Below are 23,012 nucleotides of genomic sequence, written 5' to 3'. Positions count from 1 at the left end.
AGCATCGCCCCTCGCTTACAGTGTAGATCCGGCCATCCCACCCAAAGTTCCCTGGATATCGCCAAGCAGCCGGGAGGCGTGCCTCACGGCTGTACCGGCGGCAGCAGGAACAGGGTCATGCCGAAGATCACATAGACCGTGAGCGCGAGCACGCCCATGTACCAGGCCGAACGCCCGCCGTTGGAAAGCAGCGTCGCAGCCATCGTCGCGATCAGCATCATCACGACAGCACCCGGCCAGAATTGCAGGTCCATCGGCTGCGGGCCAATGACATAGCTCAGCAGAACCAGCAATGGCGCCACGAACAGGGAGATCTGCGCAGCGCTGCCGAGCGCAACGCCAACGCTGAGGTCCAAGCGATCCTTGCGCGCGGCCGAAAAGGCCGTCGCCATCTCGGCCGCGGCACCGACCAGAGCCACCACGATGAAACCGACGAAGGCCGGTGTCATGCCCAGTTCCTGGGCGGCCACCTGCACCGATCCGACGAAGACCTCGCTGACCAGCGCCACCAGCACCGTAACTGCCAAAAGCACGACGATGCCCGTCGCCAGCGGCCAATGCACCTCTTCCTCGCCATGCCCGCCACCGGCCGAGGCGAAGAGTTCGCGGTGGGTCTTCAGCGAAAACAGCATCCAGAGCGCGTAAACGACGATCAGCACGACGGAGAGGCCGGCGCTGAGCTGTTGGGTGAAGGCCGTCTGCGGCTGGCTGTCGGCGCTGCCGATCAGCGATGGCACCAGCACGGCGACCGTCGCCAGAAACAGGAGGCTCGCCTGGAAGCGTGCATTCACCCGGTTGAATTCCTGCAGGTGATGGCGCAGGCCGCCGAAGAGGAATGAGCCGCCGAGCATGAACAGCGTGTTGGTGACGATCGCGCCGGCGATCGATGCCTTGACCAGCAGATATTGGCCGGCCTGGAGCGCCATCAGCGCGATGACGAGTTCCGTCAGGTTGCCGAGCGTCGCGTTGAGAAGTGCGCCGATCGTGTCGCCGGTCCGCGCCGCAACCGCCTCCGTCGCCTGGCTGAGCAGGGCCGCGAGCGGCACGATGGCGGCGACCGAGAGCAGGAAGAGCAAAGTGTGTGCCCCCGGCCAGATATGCTCGCCGACGATGACGACGGGTACGAAGACGAGCAGCCAGAGAATGGGTGTCCGGCGAACATAATCAAATGCACTGCCCAAGGCCGCCTCCCCAGCGCCAACCGGCAAGCATCCGTGATCGGTCGCGCCCTGCGGCCGCCGGATGCCACTTCCGGCCGGATTCGGTTGGCTATACCCCATGATTATGCCGCTTCGGGCAAAGACGCATTGACTTTTGTCAAGTCAATGCCGCCGGCGTGCAAATCTGGCGCAAGGCACGGACCGCGTGTCCTAGCCCTCGCCTATTCGTCCACCAGCCGTGCCACGAGATCGCCGAGCAGACGCTCGAGGTCCGCGTCCTTGTCCCGGCTCAGCGCCTCGAGCCCGACCACCTGGCGCGGAAAAGCCCGAAACGTCCTGGGTTTCTCGCCGCGCACGGCCAGCGCCACGATCGTCGACTGCGCGGCAAGCCTGATCCGGGCCGGCAGCAGCAGCGATGGCGCGTAACTAAAGCGGCAGCTCCGTCGAAAGCTTCACCTTCTGCATCGGCACATCCGTCTTGACGCTCTGTACCCCCTTGATCCGGGTCAGGTGCTCGATCTGAAAGCGCCGGTAGTCATCGAGATCGCGGGCGACGATGCGCAGCAGGAAGTCGCACTCCCCGGCCATCAGGTGACATTCGACGATCTCCGGCAGCCGCTTCACCGCCTCGTTGAAATCGTCAACCGACTTGGCATCCTGCCCCTTCAGCCATACCCGGGCAAAGACCGTGAGGCCCATGCCCACCTTGGAAGCGTCGAGCAGCGCGACGTAACGGCTGATCACCCCGGCGTCTTCAAGCAGCTTCACGCGCCTGAGGCAGGGCGAAGGCGAAAGCCCCACTTCCTTGGCAAGCTCCACGTTCTGCAGGCGGCCGTTTCGTTGCAGGGCGGCAAGAATGCGCCGATCGATTGCATCCAATTCGATTGGCATCGCGTGCCTCTTATCTTTCTATTTTGACATTCTGATGCCAAATTTTCGCAACTTGGAAGCATAAAAGCAACCCAATTGCGCGGCCGCTTGGCTAGTCTCCGCCGGCATAAGGAGACACCATGAGCAGCATAGAATTGGATAGCCTCGGCGAGGTCGCAAAGCCGGTCGGGGTCAGCGAGTTTCTCCGGGGGCTGACCGCAGCCGTACCGGTCCAGATCGGGTTTGTTCCCTTCGCGCTGGTGCTCGGGGCGCAGGCTCAACAGAAGGGCCTCAGCCACGCGGAGGTTCCGCTGATGACCGGCCTCAATTTCGGCGGCGGCTCGGAATTCGCGGCCATCGATCTCTGGACCTCGCCGCCGCATATCGCGCTGATTGTCGCCATCACCTTTCTGATCAACAGCCGGCACCTGCTGATGGGCGCGGCGCTCGCGCCCTTTCTCGGTGCCTTGCCGAAGCGGAAGGTTCTGCCGGCGCTGTTCTTCATGTGCGATGAAAGCTGGGCGATGGCCCTTGCCGACGCCCGCGCCCGGTCCTGCTTCAGCATGCCCTATTTCCTCGGCGCGGGTATTGCGCTCTGGGCCTGCTGGATGACCTTCACCGCCGTCGGCGCGGCGATCGGCCCGATGATCGGTAATGTCGAGGCCTATGGCATCGACATGGCCTTTCCTGCCGTCTTCCTCGTGCTGCTGAAGGGCATGTGGACCGGGCTTCGCGCCGCCCGCCCCTGGCTCGTCAGTCTCGTGACCGCGGCCCTCGTCTACCTGCTTGTCCCTGGCGCCTGGTATGTGGCCGCCGGTGCGCTCTCCGGCCTCGTCTCCAGCTATCTCCTTGCGAAGCAGCCATGATCGACACAGTCACCCTCCTCACCATCCTGCTGATGGCATCCGTCACCTACACGACCCGAGCGCTCGGCTATCTGGCGTTCCGCGGCCGCACGCTCGGCTATCGTGCAACCGCCGTGATGGAGGCGGCCCCGGGCTGCGTGCTGATTTCCGTCATCGCCCCGGACTTCGTCTCCGACAAGCCCGCCAGCCTGATCGCGCTGGTCATCACACTTGTCGCCGCCACCCGGTTCTCGCTGCTCCCAACCGTGCTGATCGGCATCGCTTCGGCCGGCTTCCTCCGCCATTTTCTCGGCTGAGCGACAGGCAAATCCGTGAAACCACTTGTTAAATCCCCCCGGCTAACATGAGCGGGCCGTGAAGCCGGGGTTTTTTGCGTTGCTGAACAATGATCTCCATTCTTCCATCCGCGCAGGAGAGCAGGATCGCCGTGACGGGCTGAAACCTGGCAACCGCTTTCTGGGGCGCGTCGTCGCCTGCAACGGCGCCCGTGCCACGATCGCCGCCGTCTCCGAAGGCGGCGAGACGTCGCTGGCCGAACTCTGGTCCGTCGGCAGGCTCATCTCCATCTCCGTCGGCAGAAACCGCGTCGTGGCGCTGGTCTATTCCATGCAGACCGCCTCGGCCGAATGGGGCGAAGACAGCAACAACACCTTCCGCATCGAAGTCGAGTTGATGGGTGAGGTCCACATCGGTCCGGACGGCCGCGAAGAGTTTTCCGCCGGCATCAGCCAATATCCCTATCTTGGCGCCATCGCGCACCGCATTCGCGCGTCCGACCTGGCGCGGATCTACGATAACGGTCGCAACGACAGCTGCATCATCGGCAAGCTCACCCAGGACGAGAGCCTAGACGCGACGATCCACGTGCCCTCGATGCTGGCCAAGCACTTCGCCATTGTCGGCACGACCGGCGTCGGCAAGTCGACCGCGGTCACGCTCTTGCTCAACAAGGCGATCGCTTCCGATCCGAAGCTGCGGGTGCTGATCCTCGATCCGCACAACGAATTCGCCGCCGCCTTCCCGGAACTCGCGGTCGTCATCGATACCGATACGCTCGACCTGCCCTTCTGGTTCTTCCGCCTCGAGGAATTCGCCGAGGTGATCTTCCGCGGCCGCCCCGCGCCGCCGGACGAACTCGACATGCTGCGCGACATCATCCCAGAAGCGAAGAAGGCCTTCCGGGGTGGGGAATCGGGGCTCATGCGGCGCCAGACCGAGAAGAGCTCGATCACCGCGGATACGCCGGTGCCCTATCGCATCGCCGACCTGCTGGCGCTGATCGACGAACGCATCGGCCGGCTGGAGGGGCGCAACGACAAGCCGCATTTGCGCTCACTGAAGGTCAAGATCGTCTCGGCGATCAACGACCCGCGCTACCATTTCATGTTCTCCTCGAACACGATCACCGACACGATCCAGGATACGATCGCCAAGATCTTCCGCATTCCCGGCGACGGCAAGCCCATCGCCACCTTCGAGCTTGCCGGCATCCCTTCGGAAGTCGTCAATTCCGTTGCCTCGGTGCTCTGCCGCATGGCCTTCGAAATTGGCCTGTGGAGCAATGGCGGCATCCATATGCTGGTCGTTTGCGAAGAAGCGCACCGCTATGTGCCGGCCGATACCTCGCTCGGCTTCCTGCCGACCCGCCAGGCCATTGCCCGTATCGCCAAGGAAGGCCGCAAATACGGCGTGTCGCTCGGCGTCATCACCCAGCGCCCCGGCGAACTCGACCCGACGATCCTGTCGCAGTGCTCGACGGTCTTTGCCATGCGCCTTGCCAACGACCGCGACCAGGAGATCATCCGTTCGGCCATTCCGAACTCGTCGACCTCCACCACCAGCTTCATCTCCTCGATCGGCAACGGCGAAGCGATTGCCTTCGGTGAAGCCGTCGCCGTGCCGATGCGCATGCGCTTTTCCCGCATCTCCGAAGAGCGGCTGCCGCGAGCCCACGGCATCATCGACCGCGTCGACGAGGATGCGCCACCGATCGTCGACTTGCGCTCGATCGTCAGCCGCATGCGCTCAATCAGCGGCCCCGACATTTCCGGCTTCCAGCAGAGCTACATGGCGGCGCAATCCGGCAGCGAGGAGCGTCTCTGGGACGCCGAACTCGGCGCTTCTGCGCAAGACGTCGCGCCCGATCCCGCCCCACACGACGAGCCGCCCGAAATCGAACCCTATCGCCCGGACATGCTGCCGCGCGCAGCTCCAGCCGTTAACCCTGAACTGGAGCGTTTCAACCTGATCCGCCAGCAGCTTCTGAACGAGAAGCCCGCCGCCGAGCAGCCGGCGCCCCGCTTCGGAGCGGCGCCGCCAACCGGACACGGCTCACCGGCCACCGGCAGCGATCGGCCACGCGAAGGCTCGCTTCGCGAAAGCCTGCTGAAGCGTCCACTCGGCAGCATCATCCGCAAGACTTAGCGCGAACGCCCGGTCGTTCTGGCGCGATACCTCGCGATTTTGCCGCCGTTCAACGACGCGCTTCCGGTGAGGCGCGCAAGCGTCGCTGTAGCACTATGAAAGCCCGCAAGTTTTGTCCTTCGACCGGCTACGATTGAAGGCAACATGCAGTAGAATTCAGGCTTTGATTGACTCGTGATCCGAGTGCTCGCCCAAAGGTGGGCCCGAGCGGAGGAAGATCTTGCCTGAGAATGACTATGATGCGTTTGCGGCCGCCTATGATGCCGACAACGAGAACAACGCCTGGAATGCCTATTACGAGCGGCCGGCAGCCCTTGACCTCGTCGGCGACGTCGCCGGGCTTCGGGTGCTGGACGCCGGCTGCGGTGGCGGTGCCCATGCTGCAGCATTGCTCGAGCGCGGCGCAACGCTGACGGGCATCGACAGAAGCGCCGGCCTCCTGGAAATCGCCAGCCGGCGCCTCGAAGGACGCGCACGCCTGCTGGTCGCCGACCTGAACGACCCTCTGCCCTTCGAAGACGGCGCCTTCGACGTCGTGCTTGCGTCACTCGTGATGCATTATCTGCACGACTGGTCGCCCGCTCTCCTCGAGTTCAGGCGCGTGCTGTCGCCGAGCGGGCGCCTGGTGCTTTCGACGCATCACCCGTTCATGGATCACCAGCTCTCCGGCCACGACAACTATTTCGAGACCTACAGTTTTGACGACACCTGGGAACGCGGTGGCCGAACGATCGAGATGCGCTTCTGGCACCGGCCGCTTCACGCCATGGTCGAAGCGCTCACCACGGCAGGATTTCGCATCGAGACGATAGGCGAGCCCCAGCCCGACCCGCGCGCCCGCGCCCTCTTCCCCGAGGCGTATGAAAGCCTGACGACCAGGCCGCGCTTCCTCTTCTTTTCAGCGGTGAAGGCTTGAGCCCAGCTTCTGGATTGCGGCTTGACAGGAATGGCGAGAAGACTGTCCTCGGCGCGGCTCGACAACAGCCGTCGGACCTCAGGACCGATCCTTGGGGAACTTTTGCGCTGGGCGCATCGTTGCTGAGGATGGCTCTACGGACGTCCCTTGTCGTGTTTGAATAGCGCACGCATCGATCGGAGGCTGGCATGGTCACAAGCATAACCCCTTTTCTGATGTTTCAGGATGGCATGGCCGAAGCCGCCATGGCTTTCTACGTCTCGCTGTTCCCGAACGCCGAGGTGCTGGAGATCGAGCACTATGGCCCGGGCGAGCAAGGACCTGAAGGCAGCATCAAGGTCGCGCTCTTCCGGCTCGGCGCGCAGCGGGTCAAGTGCATCGACAGCCCGGTCAAGCACGCCTTCGCATTCACCCCGTCCTTCTCCTTCTTCGTCGAATGCCAGAGCGAGGACGAGATCATCACGCTCGCCACCATGCTGGCCGAGGGCGGCGCCGTACTGATGCCGCTCGACAATTACGGCTTCAGCCAGCGCTTCACCTGGATCAACGATCGCTTCGGCGTGTCCTGGCAACTCAACCTCGCCGACTGATCGACCGAAACTCCTGGAGCGGGATGCGGGCGGAAAGCCACGCACACTTTTCGTCATCCCGCTCAGAGCACTTCGTCGGCGCTCTCGATGCGCCGCCAGCTCTCGTCGAGCTGGTTGCGGAACCAGGTCATCTGGCGCTTGGCATATTGCCGCGTGGCCGCAGCACCCATCTCGATCACCTCGGCCTCGACGAGCTCGCCCTTCAGAAGTGCCGCGATCTGGCTGACGCCGATCGCCTTCATCACGGGCATTTCCGGCGGCAGGTCGAGCACAAGCAGCTCCCGCACCTCGTCGATCGCGCCGCCGGCCAGCATCAATGCAAAGCGGCGATTGATGCGGTCGTGCAGAAGCTTGCGTTCCGGCAGCACCACGTATTTTGCCGCCCGGTCCGGATCGACGATCATGGGGCCATTCTGCTGTTGGAAGAAGCGGATCGGCTTGCCGGTCGCCTCCGCCACTTCGAGCGCCCGGACGATCCGCTGGCCATCGCCGACGTTCAGCATCGCCGCGGTTTCCGGATCCCTGGCCTCTAGGTCGCGATGAAGCCCCTCCGGCCCTTCCGCCTTCAGCCGTTCGCGCAGCCGCTCGCGGATCGCCGCCGGAATCTCAGGCATGTCGGAGAGGCCGCCGGTCAGCGCCTTGAAATAGAGCCCGGTGCCGCCGACGAAGACCGGCAGCCTGCCTTCCTGGCGCAGCCTTTCGACCAGCGCCTGCGCCTCGCGTGCCCAAGCGCCGGTGGAATAGGCCGACGCCGCCGGCACATGACCGTAGAGATAGTGCTCTATGCCGCCCATGTCGCCCTCGTCCGGCCGCGCCGTCAGCAGCCGCAGCGTGTCATAGACCTGCATGCTGTCGGCGTTGACGACCACGCCGCCATGGCGGCGTGCCAGTTCGACAGCAAGCGCAGACTTGCCGCTGGCGGTCGGCCCGGTTATCAGGATCGCGTCGCTCTCGGTTTCAAGGTTATTGTCCATGGCTCTCGTTGCCACGCTTATCGCCAATCCGTCAAATCCTGTTCTGACGCCATCGCTGGCGGAAGCCGCCGCTAACGCCGTCAAGGCATCCGGCCTCTACTGGCTCGCCGATGGCGTCGCTTGCGATATCGCGCTGACCGACGGCACCGATCCGGATGCGGCCGAAGCCCTGCTGCGCGGCTTAATCGGCGACGCACCGGTCGATGTCGCCGTGCAGGAGGCCGAGAGCCGCCGCAAGAAGCTGCTCATCGCCGACATGGATTCGACCATGATCGGCCAGGAATGCATCGACGAACTCGCCGCCGAAGTCGGCCTCAAGGACAAGGTAGCTGCGATCACCGCCCGCGCCATGAACGGCGAGATCGCCTTCGAGCCGGCGCTGATCGAGCGCGTTGCGCTGTTGAAGGGCCTGCCGCTCAGCGTCGTCGGCGAGGTGATCGCCAGGCGCATCACGCTGACGCCGGGCGGAAAACAACTGATCGCGACGATGAAAAGCAAGGGCCATTACACCGCCCTCGTTTCCGGCGGCTTCACCGTCTTCACCGGACCGATCGCCGAAATGCTCGGTTTTGATGAGAACCGCGCCAACACGCTGATCGCCGAAGCGGGCGTGCTCACCGGCGAGGTCGCCAATCCGATCCTCGGCAAGCAGGCCAAGGTCGATGCCCTCATCGACATCGCCGACCGCCTCGGCATCTCGACAGACGATGCCCTTGCCGTCGGCGACGGCGCCAACGATCTCGGCATGATCCAGCTCGCCGGCACGGGCGTGGCGTTGCACGCCAAGCCCGTGGTCGCCGAGCAGGCAAAGGTGCGCATCGACCACGGCGACCTGACCGCCCTTCTCTATCTGCAGGGCTATCGCAAGACGGATTTCGTCGGATGATCATCTGCGAGACCGAGCGGCTGCGAATCCGGACCTGGAAGGAAAGCGACCGCGATCTCTTTTTCGCGATCAACAGCGACCCCAAGGTCATGGAGTTCTTTCCCTTCCGCCGCAGCCGTGCGGAAGCCGACGCACTGTTCGATCGCGTCGGCCGCGGCATCGCCGAGACCGGCTTCGGCTTCTTCGCCGTGGCCTTGAAGGCCGACGACCGGCCGATCGGCTTCTGCGGCCTGGCGCTGACGGACCTGGAGCCGCACCTGCCCAAGGGAACGGTCGAGATCGGCTGGCGGCTGGCGCCACCCTATTGGGGCAAAGGCTATGTCACGGAAGCGGCATCCGCCCTGCTGCGCTACGGCTTCGAGGATAAGAGGCTCGACGAAGTCGTCTCCTTCGCCATCGCCGCCAACACCCGCTCGACGGCGGTGATGCAACGGATCGGCATGCACCGCGACGCCAGCCGTGATTTCGACCACCCCCGCGTCCCCGCCGACCAGCCGAAGTTGGTCCGCCACGTGCTTTACGCGATCAGCGCCGCCGAGTGGCGGGCGAAGGCCGAGAAGTAGGCGCCCATAGCCGCTCGCTGTCCTGTCGGACATCGCTCGTCTCCCAGGGCGGCCCCGGATCGTGGAGCCAGCAGTCCGCCGCTCCACCTCAAAGCTACGGCTTCTGCTCGAACAGACGTCTAAACATATCCATGATCGCCGGCGTCCGCTTGAGGGTTATCAAGGTCCGCCTTCCATTCGAGTACCTGATCGGAAAATCGATCCATGGCCTCGAAAGCAGGAAGTCTTCATTCTTCGCTCTCGCATCAGAAGAATCGCTTAGTGAGACAGTGTAAAAACTCTGATTGATCGGTGCGACAGCGCCCACCAGCGGCTCGCCCCGAGAGGGTTCGTTTTCCTTCAGCGACGGCATCAGGCTGGCTGCCACGTGCCCTTCACTAAAATTTGGGCTGAGTTCAAAGACCATCTCGATCGTGTGGGATGCCGGAAGCGTGTTGTCGGAGTTTCGTTGGAAGGTAATGGCAGCGGTGAGTCCTTGCGACGGAAACTGAGCAATACTTCTGATCACAGTTGGGGCCCCGGCGACTGTTTCCTCTTTCCACGTAGCTCCGGCGGAAGTCGTCACCGGCTGAAGATTTTCGGTACGTTCTTCGTAGAGAAATGCCGGTGCGACCGAGGTTTCTATGCTCGCCGACGTATGGGCTGATTTTCCACCAAGACCGATCGAATCCGCGTTGAGAAAAGCAGCAAAGACAGCGCTAAGGAGGGCGCCGCCTATCGCGAGAGCCCAAGGGTGGTTCAATATTTTGGAGAGCGCTCCTGGGCGGATAGCTGGTTCGGGATTTTCGAGCATCGCTTGTGGGATGAGACTTAGAATTGTCGAAGGATCATCGCACAACTTAACGCAGAGTCGAGCAGTGACTTGAACTCTTCCACGATGGAAGAGGACGCACCATCAAAACCAGGAACGCGCGGGGAGAGACATCCGGCAGGACGGCGAGGCGGGACGGCGAAGGGAAAATCACAACGCCTCCACCGCACCTCACCTTTCCTGCCCCGCCCCCGGGTAGCTCCGCTCGAGCCACTCGACAAAAGCCTTCGCCGCATCCGACAGCGCATCGAAGCGCCGCGCCACGATGAAGAACGCACCATAGGGCACAGAGATTTCGAAGGGCTGGATCAGCCGCCCGGCATCGATGTCATCGCGCGCGTGGTCGCGGTCGATCAGACCGATGCCGTTGGCGCGCAGCGTCGCCTGCAGCACCATCGAGCCATCGGCGAAGATGGCACCACGGTCCAGCTGCACAGGCGCGGTACCGGCGGCCGCAAACCATTGTGCCCAGAGCTGCCGGTTATCCTCATGCAAGAGCGCGTGCTGCAGCAGCTCCTCGGGCCGATCGAGCGTCCGTCCGGCACTGGCGAGCGCCGGCGCCATCACCGGCACCATCTCGACCTTGGCGAGCAGGCGCGTCTCCACCCGCGGCCATGAGCGGGCGGCCAGGCTGTGGCGGATGGCGATATCCGCGTCACCGCTGCGAAACTCGGCCAGCCGGGAGTCCGCGTCGATCACCAGATCGATGTCCGGATGCTGCTCCTGAAAGTCCTGCAGATGCGGCACCAGCCAGCACCCGGCAAGGGACGGTTCGGCGCTGACCTTCAGCGTCTGCGACAGCCGCCTCCCGGAGAGTGCGTCGAGGCTCTCGCCCACCATGTCGAAGGCCGACGTCAACGTGCCGAGCAGCGCACGGCCGTCCGTCGTCAGCCGAACGCTGCGGTGGTGCCGTTCGAACAGCGGCCGGCCGATCAGCTCCTCGAGCTCACGCACCTGCCGGCTGATCGCGGCCTGCGAGACGAAAAGCTCGGCAGCGGCCAGTGTGAAACTCTCCAGCCGCCCGGCCGCCTCGAAACTCCGCAACGCCGTCAGAGGCAACCGTCCACGCTTCATGCATAACCTCAAGTTATCCGAAGGCGACAGTAAACTCGTTTGAGGGCCGCGGGCAAGTGCGGTGAAATGACAGTGGGAAAGGAGGCACGACCATGCTGACGATCATCGACATCCTGCTCGAAGCGCTCCGGCTAGCCACATTCCAGCCGGCCATAAGGAAGTCTTACGCCGACCCTCTGATGACAGCGAGTGAGGACCGTTGGTCTGCAGCGCCTCAATTCCGTACCCAGACCGAGGTTCCGGCAGCGCGGTCGTAAACAGGGTCGCGTTTTCGCACGACACTTACGGTAATCCAGGCAAACCAACCGACGAACATAAGCCCCGCCAGAATGTTGACGCCGACGAAGAACGGGTGGGTGAGCAGAGCGAATGGCTCCCAACCACCACTTGCCACGGCGAGTTCAAATCCCAAGGTCGCCAGGATGCCGGGAAGGAGCGCAGCGAACATCACAGTATAGCGCAACAAAGCCGACCGGATAGGGACGCCAACAGCGTGAGCATCCAGATGGCTCGCCGTTCGGATAGAAAGCAACTGCTTGCCGAGCGTCGCACCGCGGCGGCTTTCCAACAGGCGGGACGCGCGACTGCAGCAATCAGAAGCCACCTGAATCAAAAACTGAAGAAGCGGATTCGACCTCTAAGCCCAACCGCCGAACGTGCTGATAAGACTCGGCAATCGCCACCACGAAATTATGCCGCGGCACCGATCAGAGGCCGCGGCGGCACATGTCATGGAAGCCCTACTCTACCCGCACCGTGACGAAGCGCAGTTCGCCGGTCTTGTTGGAGAGCATCAGGAGCGCGTTGTGCCGACCGTCCGACTTCAACTCCTCGACGCGATCGGCAACGTCACCGGGTGTGTCCATCGCCTCCTGGCCGACCTCGACGATCACGTCACCCGGCTCGACACGGCGTTCCGCGGCGGCAGAATTCGGCGAGACCTCGGTGATGACAACGCCATCCACGTCATCGGCAATGCCATACTTCTTGCGCGTCTCTTCGTTGAGCGTCGCAAGCTTCATGCCGAGCACGACATCGGTCGCGGGCAGCGGCGCGGCTTCGGGCTTGTCCGGCTTCTGCGTCTCGTCATTGGATGTCGCCGCCGGCGCGCTGGCGACATCGGCGCCATCTTCGAGGCGGCCAAGCGTCACCTTGACCGTCTGCTCCTTGCCATCGCGGACCACCACCACGTCGACCGCCTTGCCGACGGGGCTTTCGGCAACGGCGCGCGGCAGGTCCCGCATCTCGGTGACGTCGCGGCCATCAAACTTGACGATGACGTCACCCGCCTTGATCTCGCCGTTCGCGATCGGCCCGCCCTCGATGATACCGGAGACGAGCGCACCGTGCGGTGTCGCCATCTTCAGGCTTTCGGCGATATCGTCGGTCACCGGCTGGATACGCACGCCAAGCCAGCCGCGCCGGGTCTCGCCGAAATCCTTCAGCTGCAGCACGACATTGGCGGCAAGCTCCGTCGGAACCGAGAAGCCGATGCCGATCGAGCCGCCGGAGGGCGAGATGATCGCCGTGTTGATGCCGATGACTTCACCGGCCATGTTGAAGAGCGGTCCGCCGGAATTGCCGCGGTTGATCGCCGCGTCGGTCTGGATGAAGTTGTCATAGGGGCCGGCATTGATGTTGCGGCCGCGTGCCGAAATGATGCCGACGGAAACCGAGCCTCCGAGGCCGAAGGGATTGCCGATCGCCATCACCCAGTCGCCGATGCGCATCTTGCGGGAATCGCCGAAAGGCACGGCTTTCAGCGGCGCTTTCGGCTCCACCTTCAGGACCGCGAGATCGGTCTTGGTGTCCTTGCCGACCAGCTTGGCCTTCAGCTTGCTGCCATTGGCGAAGTTGATCTCGATGTCGTCGGCACCTTCGATCACGTGGTTGTTGGTGACGATGAAGCCTGAGGGGTCGATGACGAAGCCGGAGCCGAGCGAATCGACCGTGCGCTGGCGGCTGCCGCCCTGGCCGCCCTGCCCTTTGAAGAACTCGTCGAAATAGGGCTGGTAGGGCGAGCCCTCCGGTACCTGCGGCGCCGGCGCATTGTCGTCGTTCTTGACCTTCTGCGAGGTCGCGATGTTGACAACGGCGTCCAACAGTCCGGCGGCGAGATCGGCAACGGAAGCAGGGCCGTTGGTCGGCGGGCGGATGGCCGTGTTCTGGGCAAGCGCCGTGGAGCTGAAGGCCAGCGCGCTTGCGAGCGCCAGAACGCCCAAGGCGGTGCCAAGCGAGTGCGCTCGGGATTTCGTTCGCGTGGACAAGTCGCTTAAGCTCCTCTGGCTTTTCGATGGTCGGCCACTTCCTTGGGCCTCCCACCTCTCCTGCCTATGCGCCGAGGCGTCATAGTACTTTGATTCTTCGCATAATTTCGCGTCGACCGGAACCGGCAACAGCGCTTATGCGGTCAGAACCGTCACAGCAATCCGCAAACCGCGCGGCTTGCGATTTTCACCTGAAGATAAGGCGGAATTCGGAAGCGTCCACACACGATTTCCTGATCCCCGCGCAGATGACTGCTGGAGGTCAAAAGGTCCCGGCTGCGCGTTCTTGGAAGGAGGCGCGACGTGTCAGGTCGTCAGGTCGTGCCCGTGGTCTTTCAGAGCCTGCACCGCCTTGTCGAGATCGGAACCGGCGACGAAGACATAGTCGGTGCTGAAGGTCGAATTGGCGAAGACGCCGACGCCGGCGGCCGAAAGCGGCCGGAGCACGGACGAGAGTACGCCTGGCACATCAAAGGCAAAGTGCTGCTCGACGCGGAAGCAGCGCCAGCCGAGCGAACTCTGGACGCTGGAAGGCACGCGGGCGGCCCGGCAGACCAACGTCATCTCCTCGCGGGAGCTCGACACGGTCCAGAAGCCTGGCCCAGGCAACCATTCCGGTATGCTGGAACCGATATTGAGGCGGGTGATGGCGTATTCGGCATCGACCAGCCGGATCAGCAGTTTATGTGGCATTTCGCATTATCCTCGAAGCAACCATACAAGTCCGACCCCGGCAGCCACGGAAACGAGCCCCGCCAGTCGAAGCTGATGTTCGGGGACATACGGCAAACGCTTCGCCATTTCCACCAAAACCAAAGGGGCCAGTGCGTACACCAGCCCCTCGATGATCAGGAAGAAAGCGATTCCCGTCAGGAAATCTGACATCGCTCGCCTAGTTCCCGGTGGTTGGCTGCGGCGCCGGGCCAGCCGGTGCAGTACCTTCGGAATCGTTGAAGTAACGGAAGAATTCCGAATGGGGCGAAAGCACCAGCGTCGTGTCCGGGCTCGCGATCGACTGGGTATAGGCCGTCATCGAGCGGTAGAATTCGAAGAACTTCGGATCGCGCGCAAAAGCGTCGGCAAAGGTCTTCGTTCGTTCGGCTTCGCCCTCACCGCGCAGGATTTCCGAATCGCGCTGGGCGTCGGCGACGATCTCGACGACCTGACGGTCGGCGATGGCGCGGCGGCGCTGGCCCTCTTCGTTACCGCGAGCGCGGATCAGTTCGGCTTCTGCCAGACGCTCGGCCTTCATGCGGTCGTAGGTCTGCTGCGAGACTTCCTGCGTCAGGTCGGTGCGGCGGATGCGAACGTCCTCGATGTTGAGGCCGAGCGACTCGGCGTCGCCTTTGAGGTCGGCGCGAACTTCACGCATCATCGATGCGCGCTCGTCCGAAAGCGCTGCCTCGAAACCACGCAGACCGTAGACGCGACGCAGCGATGCATCGAGACGGGTCCTCAGACGCGATTCCGCAGCATCGCGATCGCCCGATACGGTTTCACGGAAGCGGCGGGGATCGGCGATCTTGTAGACGACGAAGGCATCGACTTCATAGAACTTGCCGCCCGAAACCTGGACGCGGATGTTGTCGAGGTCGAAGCGCAGCGCCTGGTCTTCGACATACTGGACACGGTCGGCGTCCATGAAGGCGAAGGGCAGCTTGAAGTAGAGACCCGGCTGGCTCTTGACGTCCTTGATCTGACCGAAGCGCACGACGATCGCCTGCTGGCGTTCGTTGACGACGAAGACCGAGGAATAGATGCCGACGAAGACGACGGCGAGCAGGATCAGGATGACGGAGGTACGATTGTTGATCACTGGCCTGCTCCCGATGCTGCTGCTGCTCCCGACTGGAGAGGCCTGCCGATTTCATTCAGCGGCAGATAGGGCAGAACGCCCTGCCCGTTCTTCTCGTCGAGGATTACCTTCTTCGACTTGCCGAGAACGCCCTGCATCGTTTCGAGATAGAGGCGCTTGCGGGTCACTTCCGGCGCCTTGGAATATTCGTCGTAAACCGAGATGAAGCGCTGCGCTTCACCCTGTGCTTCCTTGACGACGCGGTCCTTGTAGGCAGCCGCTTCTTCGCGGATCTGCGCACCCTGACCGCGGGCCTTACCGAGCACCTGGTTGGCATACTGGTTGGCTTCTTCGACGAAGCGGTCTTCGTCCTGTTCGGCACGCTGCACTTCGTCGAACGCATCGGCCACTTCGCGCGGCGGTGCTGCGTCTTCGATCGCGACCGTGTTGACGGAAACGCCGGCACCGTAGGTGTCCATCGTCGCCTGGATCGTGCTCTTCACGTCGGCAGCGATCGCCTGACGATTGTCACGGAAGATGTCCTGTGCCGGACGGCGGCCGACCACTTCGCGCATGGCGCTTTCCGAAACCTGCTGCAGCGTGTCGGACGGATTCTCGACGTTGAACAGATAGGCCTTGGGATCGGTGACCGAGTAGAGCACCGAAAACTGCACGTTGACGATGTTCTGGTCGCCGGTCAGCATCAGGCCGGAATTCGCCTGGCCGCTGGCGCGCCCACCGATATTCTGCTGCTGCTCCGTGATCTTGACGAATTCGACGGTCTCGAACGGCCAGAAATGATAATGCAGGCCGGGCATCGAGATCTCGTCCTTCGGCTTGCCGAAGCGCATTTCGACGCCACGCTCGTCCGGCTGGACGGTGTAGATCGAGTTGATCAGGATGAAGCCGACGATCAGCAGACCGACAATGGCGAAGACGCCGCCGTTGAAACCGCCGGGAACGACGTTCTTAAGCTGGTCCTGCCCACGGCGAATGATCTCTTCCAGATCCGGCGGGCCGCCCTTGCCGCCACGCGGCCGGTTTGGCCCCTGGCCCCAGGGCCCCCCCTGATTGCCGCCGCCACCGCCGCCCCATGGGCCGCCGCCGCCATTCTGATTGCTCCAGGGCATCAAAACCTCTCTATTGAAACTTCCCACGCCAAACAGCCGCGCCACCGCACGGTCGTTTATGATGTGAAACCGTTATAGGTATCACCTGCACCGCTTTCAACGCGGTAGGCCCGAGTTCACCGTAAATGGTTCAAAATAGTTGACGATCCGCCGCGTCAGGCTGTCGCACGCCGCCGCCAGGTGACGAAATGCATGGCGTGGCTGTCCTTTTCGCCCTGCGGCAGATCCTCTTCGAACACCTTCTCGAAGACTTGCGGGTCGATATCGGGGAAGCGCGTGTCACCATCGACCTCAGCCTGGACCTCGGTCACGTGCAGAATGTCGGCCAGCGCGATCGACTGGCGGTAGATCTCGCCGCCGCCGATGACGCAGATCTCGTCGGCGCCCGCTGTCGCCGCCTCGCGGTTCGCCAGCGCGATCGCCGCATCGAGCGACGGCACGACCTCCGCGCCCTCAGCGGCAAATTCCGCATTGCGGGTGATGACGATATTGGCGCGCCCGGGCAGCGGACGGCCGAGCGAAGCCCAGGTCTTGCGCCCCATGATCACCGGCTTGCCGATCGTCAGCGCCTTGAAACGCTTGAGATCGGTCGATAGCCGCCACGGCAGATCGCCGTCACGGCCGATGACGCCGTTGGCCGCGACTGCGACGACAATCGATATCTTCGGATGGGTGCTCTTCGTCTCGGTCATGGAAGCCTTTTCAGTCGTGGAAACCTTGCGGTTTGCTGTCGATTTCCCTTGCCCGGTCATGGGCCGGCCGGTCCGTCACCACGCGGATGTAGCGATCGACCACCGAGCTCTCCGGCAGGATCTTGCGCATCCATTGCAGGGCACTTGCAAGCAGCAGGTCGGCAGCACTCATCGTCTCGCCGAGCAGATAGGTCTGGCGGGTGAGCACGCGGATCACATGCTCGCACATTTCGCTATAAAGCTGCGCCTGCGCCGGATTGTTGATAGTGGCGCCGGAGATATGGGCGAACGCCGTCGGCTCGATCACCCCTGCATAATAGGCAAGCCAGGAAAGATAGGCGCCGCGTTCCTTGTGGCCCGGAGGGCGGCCGAGGCTGCAATCGGGATGGAGATCGGTGAGATACTGCACGACCGCCACCGTTTCCCAGATCACCGCGCCATTGTGCAGCAGCGCCGGCACCTGTTTGTGCGGATGCGGGTTGTCATCGTCGGGGGCGCCTGAGCCGTCCCGACGGCGGATCGAGACATAACGGATCTCGTATTCGGCGCCCAGCTCCTCAAGCAGCCAGACGATGCGAGACGACCGCGACAAGGGCGCATGGATCAATGTGAGCATCATACCTCCCTAGAGGACCACCCCTCCCCGGTCCCTGCCCGTTGCAACCCTGGCAGTCAGCCTTGCGGCAGCACCAGCAAAACCCCGGCGACGGCATCTTCCGGCAGACGATACCCGCCTCGTCCGGTGCCTAGACGGCGATCGGCGCCTTGATCGTTGAATCAGCTTCGTAGCCAACGAGCGTAAAGTCTTCGAAGCGGAAAGAAAACAGGTCCTTCACGTCAGGATTGATTTCCATCCGCGGTAGCGCCTTCGGCGTGCGGGTCAGCTGCAGCCGAGCTTGGTCGAAATGATTGTGATAGATATGCGCGTCGCCGAGCGTGTGGACGAAATCACCGAGCTTGAGGCCAGCCACCTGCGCCACCATCATCGTCAAAAGCGCGTAGGAGGCGATGTTGAAGGGCACGCCGAGAAAGATATCGGCGGAGCGCTGGTAAAGCTGGCAGGAGAGCTTGCCGTCCGCCACGTAGAACTGAAACAGGCAGTGGCACGGCGGCAGGGCCATCTCGTCGACCAGCGCCGGGTTCCAGGCCGAAACGATGTGACGGCGCGAATTCGGGTTGGTCTTGAGGCTTTCGACGAGCCCGGCGATCTGGTCGATATGGCGTCCGTCCGGCGCCGGCCAGGAGCGCCACTGGTAGCCGTAGACCGGGCCGAGGTCACCATTCTCGTCGGCCCACTCGTCCCAGATGGTGACGCCGTTTTCCTTGAGGTAGCGGATATTGGTATCGCCCTTCAGGAACCACAGCAGCTCATGGATGATCGAGCGCAGGTGCAGCTTCTTCGTCGTCAGCACCGGGAAGCCCTCGGAGAGATCGAAGCGCATCTGGTGGCCGAAGACCGAGCGCGTGCCTGTTCCCGTCCGGTCGCCGCGGTCGGTTCCGTTGGTCATCACATGGTCGAGAAGGTCGAGATATTGCTGCATGGTCTGGCGCCGCCGATTCGTAATGCCCCAAATTTAGGACGAAGCCGGCGGCGAACCAATGACCTCCGGGTGATTATCCCGGATAATTCGGTGCAACTACAGCGCCTGCAGCTTCCCGAGGTTCTTGGCCACCAGATAATAGAAGGTGACGCGCGACTTGGAGCGATCGGCCGACATCGCCTTGACGGTCGCTGCGATTGCCGTATCGGCATCGGCGCCACTGATGCCGAGCTTCTTTTCGCACCATTTCTCCTTGACCCGGTCGAGCTCCGTCGGATCCGTCGCCGAAACGAGCGAGGAGTCGCGGTTGCGAAGGGCAATGCCAAGGTGACGCACGATCTTGTTCACGATCGCTTCGTCGGCGCCGCTGTCGTATTTCTGCACATCTGCGAGGTAGTCCGTCATGAGGCCTCCAGCTTGCTTTGCTTTTCGAAATTGCGGGCCGCAGGTAGCGGCCGCGTGGCAGCAGCGGGAGTTTTTCATGGATGTCGGGCAAGTCAAGGCAGTTCGACACCCGCACGGTGCGGGACAAAGTCATATATCCGCCATATCCCCCTTTTCTTGGGCCCCGGAAAGACCTATATGAACCGTGCCGTCTTCGGGCGGCTATGGCAATAAACGGGCGATGAAATAAACCCATTGGACCCGGGGGCGGTACCCGGCGCCTCCACCAAAAACCGATCATTCGCCGATCGGCTTTTGATGGGGGCGAAATAGGATCGACAAGGGCGTAAAGATCGACTTTTTGCTCGGCATTGTACCACCGTTATCGGGCTAAACTTATAGTTGCAAACGACAACTATGCTGAAGCACGTCTCGCTGCCTAACGGCGGTGCGACACTTCAAATCAAGTCCTTCCGGGTAGCACCGTAAGGCGGGGTCCGAAGGCACCTGGCAACAGAAGCCTTCACCTTCTCCCCCGCCTCGAAATGGTCTATAGATGCTCAAATAATTGACTCGTCCCCATGGACGGGCAATGAAAAGTCGACGGCAGGATAGCCGGCAGCAAAGCAGTAAGATTGAGTTCGAGGAAAGACGGGACACTCATGGGCCAGGACCACATCCGCTACGACATTCTGGCACAGGACGCGCTCCGCAGCGTCATCCGGAAGGTCCTGACCGAGGTCGCGACGACCGGCCACCTGCCCGGCGAGCACCACTTCTTCATCACCTTCCTGACCGGCGCGCCGGGCGTGCGTATCTCGCAGCACCTGAAAGCCAAATATCCCGAGCAGATGACCATCGTCGTCCAGCACCAGTTCTGGGAACTGAAGGTGACTGACGTCGGCTTCGAGATCGGCCTGTCCTTCTCCGACACGCCGGAACGCCTGGTTATCCCATTCAACGCCATCCGCGGTTTCTACGATCCCTCGGTGAATTTCGAGCTGGAATTCGATGTCGCCGCCGGCGAGGAAGAGGAAGTGGAATCGGCCGAAATCACCGCTTATCCGGTTCCGGAAGAAAACGGCGAAGCCTCGGCCAAGGACGACAAGCCGACCGAACCGAAGAACGGTGGCGGCTCCGTCGTTTCGCTCGATTCCTTCCGCAAGAAGAACTGATCACAACCGGCTGCATGCCTCCTCTCGTCGCAGCCGACGGGGGAGCGGGATCATGCGGCCACGCGCAGTGCTACAGCGACCGAGTGCGTTGAAGACGCGTAAGCGCTGAAGGAGCATCGGATCATGACCGGCGACGTCGTCAATCTGCGCCAGTTCCGCAAGCGCCGCGAGCGCACGGACAAGGAAAAGCAGGCCGAACAGAACCGCATCTCCTTCGGCCGCACCAAGGCTGAAAAATCCCTGACGAAGGCGCTGAACGACAAGGCGGAGGACCGCCTCGACCAGGGCCGCCTCGAACGGCCCGCCAAGGACGAAGGCGGCGACAGCAAGGACTGAGCCGCCCTCCCCGTACAAAATCGATTCCGGAGCAAGGACTTGCGACCGCTTTCCGAATCGAATTGCCAGGAAGTTGAATCGATCTCGCAGCGCCGCTGCGCGCGATTTTCTGTCGGCATCCCGCTCCAGATTATTACAATCGATCGCACTTTATGGGCGCCCCGTCCCAAAGTCATTTTGATCCAGAGACCGGACAATGATCCGTAAGCATTCCGCAACGCTCCACGGCCACCGCACCAGCTTCTCGCTCGAGGACGCATTCTGGCAGGAACTGAAGGCAATCGCCGAGATGAGGGCGATGCCGCTTGCGCAGCTTATCGCCGAGATCGACGACCAACGCACACCCGACAGCAATCTCTCCTCGGCGCTGCGTGTCTACGTGCTCGAGTGGCTGAAATCGCCCCGGGCGTCTCCCGGCGAGGCGTGACGCCGCCGCCGTACGGCAACAGGTCCCGACATAAGGAAAGCCCGGCCGCAGGGCAGCCGGGCTTTCACGCGCAACGCAAAGCATTCGTTAATGCCTGGCGACACAACACCCTCAGAGCGTCGCCCCGCGCTGCCCCCAGCCGCCTGATTGTTTTTTGTTATCTGACCAGACGGATTGCACCCGGATTGTTGATGGTGTTGTTCGCAAGCGCTGCCTTGCAATCCAGCTTGAAGCTGCTGTTGCCGATCATGGTGATCTCCTGCGCGACGATGCGCACGCATTCGCCGCCGGTGGTACCACTGCCGGCATACTGGATCTCACGCGATGCCGGCATGTAGATGATGCCCGCAAGCGACGAGGCGCTGTTGCCGTTGATCGTCGCCGTCGCCGTATTGTTCCTGGCGGCAACGATCGAGAAGCCTGCCCAGTCCCCAGTCTGGGATGGCGTGATCTTGAAGGTCGAGCCGCCGTGAATGTCGAGCTGGGCACCGTTCATCAGGAAGAATGTAACGCCCTCACCCGTCAGCACCGACTGACTGGCGAGTTTCAGGGTACCGCCATCGATGATGTAGGAACCCGGCCGCAGCAGCACCTTGCCCTTGATCTCCAAGCCGCCGTAGGTGCCGGGCTTCAGCTCGACAGTGTAATTGGCGGGTGCGTTGTTCGGCGTCTTGCTCGTGCCGTTGCAATTGCCGTTGCCGCCACCGCCGGCGACGAAATTCTGCCCGCACCCCGCAAGGTTCACCCAGCTGCCCGTCGTCGGCATTTTCTTGGACGAGAACGGGTCCGGGATCGGCGGAACGTCTTCCACCGCCTTGTCACAGGCGAGCTGGAGATGGGCAAGCGTCGCCGACACCTTGCCGGTCGCATACAGACACTCGGCCTTCAAGGTCGCAGATCCGCTGAGATAGATCGACTGTGCATCGTTCGAGTCCGACGTGATCGTACAGCCGGACGTATCGACGGTGGCGCTGCCGCTCACTTCGAACGCCCGGCTTGCGGTCGGATGAAGCGCGAGAATGCACGCTTCCCGCCCCGGCATGCGCGCAGCGACGCTGACGCGATCGATCGTATAGGGCTGAAGACCGAAGAAGAGCGGCGCGTATTTGAGCTGATAGGTCGCCGTTGCGGTGCTCTCCATGCCGAGTGCGCCGAAAGCGACCTTGATTGCCTGGGTCGCCACCGGCGCCGAGCTCCCCGACCCGAGCTCTTCGACGGTGTCCGGCACCCCGAAATTGGCGAAGAAGGTGTTGTTCGCGAGGTCCTTCGCCGCGGCCGCATCCCCGCCTTCGCCATAGGACTTGACCGCGGAAAAGGCAGCCGCATCGAGTGCATCCTGCATCTTGGCGGACTCGAGATTGATCCGGGCGAGATTGATGGCGATGGAAGCTCCCGTAAGCAACGGCACCATCACCAGAGCTGTCAGGACGGCAAAATTGCCGGTTTCATCCTTAAGGATGCGGATGAGATTGTTCTTCAGATTGCTGCGCATCTTGCTTCGTTGCCCCTCAACAGATCACGACGACTTCGGAGCCACACGGCTCCAAAGCAAAAGGCGTCATCGATTCCAATGAGTTGGAGCGAAATGCGACCAGCTGGCCGCGTCCCTCCCTGCGCTCCAAAACAGATTGCTAATTTAGTGATCAATCGTGGAGAAATGACTTCAGAAATTGCTAAACTTTTTCTGAACCCGCGCTGCGAGAGCGTTAATCCCCAGCGAAATCCGGCACTATTGCCGATACCCCAAAATTGGCGCACTTCCAGTCATGCGGGGGCCCGCCACTTACGCGGATTGTGCAGGCGCGGCTGTTGTACGGACGTAACGTGCGGAAGGCGGTTGCGAGCGCGCGCCGATCTGTTCGGATCCGAGTGTCGGTTATTGCACCCTGACGTCCGGCAACACATCGAAGTCGAGCTTCTGGCTGGGGGCATGCCCGGTGCTGCCACCCTGGGCGTCGTCCGCCCCGCTCGGCGGCAGGACCGGCTGCTGTTCCTGACCGGCACCACGCACGCTTGCCGGCCCCTGCTGTGTCCGGCGCGCAGCCTCGGCCTGCCGTTCGGCTTCGGCCTTGCGCTCGGCCTCGGCGATGCTGGCGCGCGATGGTGAAAGGATCGACGAGGAAATCGCGCG

General features: G+C 62.7%; 28 protein-coding genes and 1 other RNA gene. 11 read left to right on the top strand and 18 right to left on the bottom strand.

All coding sequences use genetic code 11. The features are described from left to right. Positions 1 to 83 precede the first annotated feature (83 nt). From cax to I8N66_RS24970, 3 genes are all read right to left on the bottom strand, one after another. On the bottom strand, positions 84 to 1,181 hold the full coding sequence (cax, locus tag I8N66_RS24980; protein ID WP_291159417.1) for a calcium/proton exchanger: 1,098 nt from the start codon (positions 1,179 to 1,181) through the stop codon (positions 84 to 86). Positions 1,182 to 1,381: 200 nt separating this feature from the next. Next, the gene (locus I8N66_RS24975) at positions 1,382 to 1,528 is read right to left on the bottom strand and encodes a hypothetical protein (RefSeq protein ID WP_291159414.1); all 147 of its coding nucleotides are present in this window, start codon (positions 1,526 to 1,528) and stop codon (positions 1,382 to 1,384) included. 58 nt (positions 1,529 to 1,586) lie between these two features. Continuing rightward, positions 1,587 to 2,051 carry an Lrp/AsnC family transcriptional regulator gene (locus tag I8N66_RS24970; RefSeq protein ID WP_113536076.1) on the bottom strand — a complete coding sequence of 155 codons (465 nt, stop codon included), beginning with the start codon at positions 2,049 to 2,051 and terminating at the stop codon, positions 1,587 to 1,589. Positions 2,052 to 2,170: 119 nt separating this feature from the next. Between I8N66_RS24970 and I8N66_RS24965 the strand changes: the two genes are divergently transcribed. From I8N66_RS24965 to I8N66_RS24945, 5 genes are all read left to right on the top strand, one after another. Further along, positions 2,171 to 2,896, top strand: a complete 726-nt coding sequence (locus tag I8N66_RS24965) for an AzlC family ABC transporter permease (protein WP_291159409.1) — start codon at positions 2,171 to 2,173, stop codon at positions 2,894 to 2,896. After that, entirely contained in the window at positions 2,893 to 3,192 is a 300-nt protein-coding gene (locus I8N66_RS24960; protein WP_113536078.1) for an AzlD family protein, read from the top strand. The genes I8N66_RS24965 and I8N66_RS24960 overlap by 4 nt, the downstream gene beginning before the upstream one ends. Positions 3,193 to 3,271: 79 nt before the next feature. Then, positions 3,272 to 5,320: a DUF87 domain-containing protein gene (locus tag I8N66_RS24955; RefSeq protein WP_113536114.1), complete on the top strand. Its 2,049-nt coding sequence runs from the start codon at positions 3,272 to 3,274 to the stop codon at positions 5,318 to 5,320. A gap of 220 nt (positions 5,321 to 5,540) precedes the next feature. Further along, the gene (locus I8N66_RS24950) at positions 5,541 to 6,236 is read left to right on the top strand and encodes a class I SAM-dependent methyltransferase (protein WP_113536079.1); all 696 of its coding nucleotides are present in this window, start codon (positions 5,541 to 5,543) and stop codon (positions 6,234 to 6,236) included. Between the two features lie 188 nt (positions 6,237 to 6,424). Continuing rightward, positions 6,425 to 6,826, top strand: coding sequence for a VOC family protein (locus I8N66_RS24945; RefSeq protein ID WP_113536080.1), 402 nt, complete (start codon positions 6,425 to 6,427; stop codon positions 6,824 to 6,826). Between the two features lie 62 nt (positions 6,827 to 6,888). Here the strand turns inward: I8N66_RS24945 and miaA are convergent, their stop codons facing one another. Further along, entirely contained in the window at positions 6,889 to 7,800 is a 912-nt protein-coding gene (miaA, locus tag I8N66_RS24940; protein ID WP_162768643.1) for a tRNA (adenosine(37)-N6)-dimethylallyltransferase MiaA, read from the bottom strand. On the opposite strand from miaA, the gene serB reads away from it, so the two are divergent. Next, on the top strand, positions 7,799 to 8,686 hold the full coding sequence (gene serB / locus I8N66_RS24935) for a phosphoserine phosphatase SerB (RefSeq protein WP_113536115.1): 888 nt from the start codon (positions 7,799 to 7,801) through the stop codon (positions 8,684 to 8,686). The genes miaA and serB overlap by 2 nt on opposite strands. After that, positions 8,683 to 9,249, top strand: a complete 567-nt coding sequence (locus tag I8N66_RS24930; RefSeq protein ID WP_291159400.1) for a GNAT family N-acetyltransferase — start codon at positions 8,683 to 8,685, stop codon at positions 9,247 to 9,249. Before serB ends, I8N66_RS24930 begins: the two co-directional genes overlap by 4 nt. 94 nt (positions 9,250 to 9,343) lie before the next feature. Here the strand turns inward: I8N66_RS24930 and I8N66_RS24925 are convergent, their stop codons facing one another. The 12 genes from I8N66_RS24925 to I8N66_RS24870 form a co-directional block, all read right to left on the bottom strand. Further along, positions 9,344 to 10,042 carry a hypothetical protein gene (locus I8N66_RS24925; RefSeq protein WP_113536083.1) on the bottom strand — a complete coding sequence of 233 codons (699 nt, stop codon included), beginning with the start codon at positions 10,040 to 10,042 and terminating at the stop codon, positions 9,344 to 9,346. 189 nt (positions 10,043 to 10,231) lie between these two features. After that, the gene (locus I8N66_RS24920; protein ID WP_291159396.1) at positions 10,232 to 11,134 is read right to left on the bottom strand and encodes a LysR substrate-binding domain-containing protein; all 903 of its coding nucleotides are present in this window, start codon (positions 11,132 to 11,134) and stop codon (positions 10,232 to 10,234) included. Positions 11,135 to 11,348: 214 nt separating this feature from the next. Further along, on the bottom strand, positions 11,349 to 11,702 hold the full coding sequence (locus I8N66_RS24915) for an RDD family protein (protein ID WP_291159393.1): 354 nt from the start codon (positions 11,700 to 11,702) through the stop codon (positions 11,349 to 11,351). 172 nt (positions 11,703 to 11,874) lie between these two features. Then, on the bottom strand, positions 11,875 to 13,329 hold the full coding sequence (locus tag I8N66_RS24910) for a DegQ family serine endoprotease (RefSeq protein ID WP_291159420.1): 1,455 nt from the start codon (positions 13,327 to 13,329) through the stop codon (positions 11,875 to 11,877). Between the two features lie 378 nt (positions 13,330 to 13,707). After that, positions 13,708 to 14,094 carry an ACT domain-containing protein gene (locus I8N66_RS24905; protein ID WP_113536086.1) on the bottom strand — a complete coding sequence of 129 codons (387 nt, stop codon included), beginning with the start codon at positions 14,092 to 14,094 and terminating at the stop codon, positions 13,708 to 13,710. Between the two features lie 6 nt (positions 14,095 to 14,100). Further along, complete coding sequence (locus I8N66_RS24900; RefSeq protein ID WP_113536087.1) at positions 14,101 to 14,286, bottom strand: DUF2065 domain-containing protein; 186 nt, start codon at positions 14,284 to 14,286, stop codon at positions 14,101 to 14,103. A 7-nt stretch (positions 14,287 to 14,293) separates the two neighbouring features. Next, positions 14,294 to 15,217 (bottom strand): protease modulator HflC, encoded by a 924-nt coding sequence (locus I8N66_RS24895; protein ID WP_223724898.1) that lies wholly within the window; start codon positions 15,215 to 15,217, stop codon positions 14,294 to 14,296. Beyond that, positions 15,214 to 16,326: an FtsH protease activity modulator HflK gene (hflK, locus tag I8N66_RS24890; protein ID WP_113536089.1), complete on the bottom strand. Its 1,113-nt coding sequence runs from the start codon at positions 16,324 to 16,326 to the stop codon at positions 15,214 to 15,216. The genes I8N66_RS24895 and hflK overlap by 4 nt, the downstream gene beginning before the upstream one ends. A 155-nt stretch (positions 16,327 to 16,481) precedes the next feature. Next, entirely contained in the window at positions 16,482 to 17,018 is a 537-nt protein-coding gene (locus tag I8N66_RS24885; RefSeq protein ID WP_291159386.1) for a dihydrofolate reductase, read from the bottom strand. 10 nt (positions 17,019 to 17,028) lie between these two features. Beyond that, positions 17,029 to 17,634 carry a glutathione S-transferase gene (locus I8N66_RS24880; protein WP_291159383.1) on the bottom strand — a complete coding sequence of 202 codons (606 nt, stop codon included), beginning with the start codon at positions 17,632 to 17,634 and terminating at the stop codon, positions 17,029 to 17,031. 130 nt (positions 17,635 to 17,764) lie between these two features. Further along, on the bottom strand, positions 17,765 to 18,559 hold the full coding sequence (locus tag I8N66_RS24875; protein WP_113536091.1) for a thymidylate synthase: 795 nt from the start codon (positions 18,557 to 18,559) through the stop codon (positions 17,765 to 17,767). A 96-nt stretch (positions 18,560 to 18,655) separates the two neighbouring features. Then, positions 18,656 to 18,964, bottom strand: coding sequence for a DUF2853 family protein (locus I8N66_RS24870; protein ID WP_113536092.1), 309 nt, complete (start codon positions 18,962 to 18,964; stop codon positions 18,656 to 18,658). 147 nt (positions 18,965 to 19,111) lie between these two features. Here I8N66_RS24870 and ssrA point away from each other — a divergent pair. The 4 genes from ssrA (at position 19,112) to I8N66_RS24850 (ending at position 20,881) form a co-directional block, all read left to right on the top strand. Continuing rightward, positions 19,112 to 19,471, top strand: a transfer-messenger RNA (tmRNA) gene (gene ssrA / locus I8N66_RS24865). Between the two features lie 134 nt (positions 19,472 to 19,605). Then, entirely contained in the window at positions 19,606 to 20,118 is a 513-nt protein-coding gene (locus I8N66_RS24860) for an SspB family protein (RefSeq protein WP_113536093.1), read from the top strand. 123 nt (positions 20,119 to 20,241) lie between these two features. After that, positions 20,242 to 20,454: a DUF4169 family protein gene (locus I8N66_RS24855; RefSeq protein WP_223724905.1), complete on the top strand. Its 213-nt coding sequence runs from the start codon at positions 20,242 to 20,244 to the stop codon at positions 20,452 to 20,454. 196 nt (positions 20,455 to 20,650) lie between these two features. Further along, a complete protein-coding gene (locus I8N66_RS24850) occupies positions 20,651 to 20,881 on the top strand; it encodes a ribbon-helix-helix domain-containing protein (RefSeq protein ID WP_291159376.1) in 231 nt (76 codons plus the stop codon). 157 nt (positions 20,882 to 21,038) lie between these two features. Here I8N66_RS24850 and I8N66_RS24845 read toward each other — a convergent pair whose 3' ends face one another. Next, the gene (locus tag I8N66_RS24845; RefSeq protein WP_223724907.1) at positions 21,039 to 22,373 is read right to left on the bottom strand and encodes a TadE/TadG family type IV pilus assembly protein; all 1,335 of its coding nucleotides are present in this window, start codon (positions 22,371 to 22,373) and stop codon (positions 21,039 to 21,041) included. Between the two features lie 384 nt (positions 22,374 to 22,757). Beyond that, a partial coding sequence (locus I8N66_RS24840; RefSeq protein ID WP_291159371.1) for a hypothetical protein occupies positions 22,758 to 23,012 on the bottom strand: 255 nt, incomplete at its 5' end.

It is taken from the genome of Ensifer sp. SSB1, from assembly GCF_016652895.1.
Lineage (GTDB): Bacteria > Pseudomonadota > Alphaproteobacteria > Rhizobiales > Rhizobiaceae > Ensifer.
Note: the sequence above shows the minus strand (reverse complement) of the source record. Positions and strands in the feature narration are given on the sequence as shown.

What these genes read in the sequence shown, in the direction of transcription:
- I8N66_RS24970 (WP_113536076.1), bottom strand. Translation starts at nt 2,051, where the DNA reads ATGCCAATCGAATTGGATGCAATCGATCGGCGCATTCTTGCCGCCCTG.
- I8N66_RS24965 (WP_291159409.1), top strand. Translation starts at nt 2,171, where the DNA reads ATGAGCAGCATAGAATTGGATAGCCTCGGCGAGGTCGCAAAGCCGGTC.
- I8N66_RS24960 (WP_113536078.1), top strand. Translation starts at nt 2,893, where the DNA reads ATGATCGACACAGTCACCCTCCTCACCATCCTGCTGATGGCATCCGTC.
- I8N66_RS24945 (WP_113536080.1), top strand. Translation starts at nt 6,425, where the DNA reads ATGGTCACAAGCATAACCCCTTTTCTGATGTTTCAGGATGGCATGGCC.
- serB (WP_113536115.1), top strand. Translation starts at nt 7,799, where the DNA reads ATGGCTCTCGTTGCCACGCTTATCGCCAATCCGTCAAATCCTGTTCTG.
- miaA (WP_162768643.1), bottom strand. Translation starts at nt 7,800, where the DNA reads ATGGACAATAACCTTGAAACCGAGAGCGACGCGATCCTGATAACCGGG.
- I8N66_RS24930 (WP_291159400.1), top strand. Translation starts at nt 8,683, where the DNA reads ATGATCATCTGCGAGACCGAGCGGCTGCGAATCCGGACCTGGAAGGAA.
- I8N66_RS24925 (WP_113536083.1), bottom strand. Translation starts at nt 10,042, where the DNA reads ATGCTCGAAAATCCCGAACCAGCTATCCGCCCAGGAGCGCTCTCCAAA.
- I8N66_RS24920 (WP_291159396.1), bottom strand. Translation starts at nt 11,134, where the DNA reads ATGAAGCGTGGACGGTTGCCTCTGACGGCGTTGCGGAGTTTCGAGGCG.
- I8N66_RS24905 (WP_113536086.1), bottom strand. Translation starts at nt 14,094, where the DNA reads ATGCCACATAAACTGCTGATCCGGCTGGTCGATGCCGAATACGCCATC.
- I8N66_RS24900 (WP_113536087.1), bottom strand. Translation starts at nt 14,286, where the DNA reads ATGTCAGATTTCCTGACGGGAATCGCTTTCTTCCTGATCATCGAGGGG.
- hflK (WP_113536089.1), bottom strand. Translation starts at nt 16,326, where the DNA reads ATGCCCTGGAGCAATCAGAATGGCGGCGGCGGCCCATGGGGCGGCGGT.
- I8N66_RS24885 (WP_291159386.1), bottom strand. Translation starts at nt 17,018, where the DNA reads ATGACCGAGACGAAGAGCACCCATCCGAAGATATCGATTGTCGTCGCA.
- I8N66_RS24880 (WP_291159383.1), bottom strand. Translation starts at nt 17,634, where the DNA reads ATGCTCACATTGATCCATGCGCCCTTGTCGCGGTCGTCTCGCATCGTC.
- I8N66_RS24875 (WP_113536091.1), bottom strand. Translation starts at nt 18,559, where the DNA reads ATGCAGCAATATCTCGACCTTCTCGACCATGTGATGACCAACGGAACC.
- I8N66_RS24870 (WP_113536092.1), bottom strand. Translation starts at nt 18,964, where the DNA reads ATGACGGACTACCTCGCAGATGTGCAGAAATACGACAGCGGCGCCGAC.
- I8N66_RS24860 (WP_113536093.1), top strand. Translation starts at nt 19,606, where the DNA reads ATGGGCCAGGACCACATCCGCTACGACATTCTGGCACAGGACGCGCTC.
- I8N66_RS24855 (WP_223724905.1), top strand. Translation starts at nt 20,242, where the DNA reads ATGACCGGCGACGTCGTCAATCTGCGCCAGTTCCGCAAGCGCCGCGAG.
- I8N66_RS24850 (WP_291159376.1), top strand. Translation starts at nt 20,651, where the DNA reads ATGATCCGTAAGCATTCCGCAACGCTCCACGGCCACCGCACCAGCTTC.
- I8N66_RS24845 (WP_223724907.1), bottom strand. Translation starts at nt 22,373, where the DNA reads ATGCGCAGCAATCTGAAGAACAATCTCATCCGCATCCTTAAGGATGAA.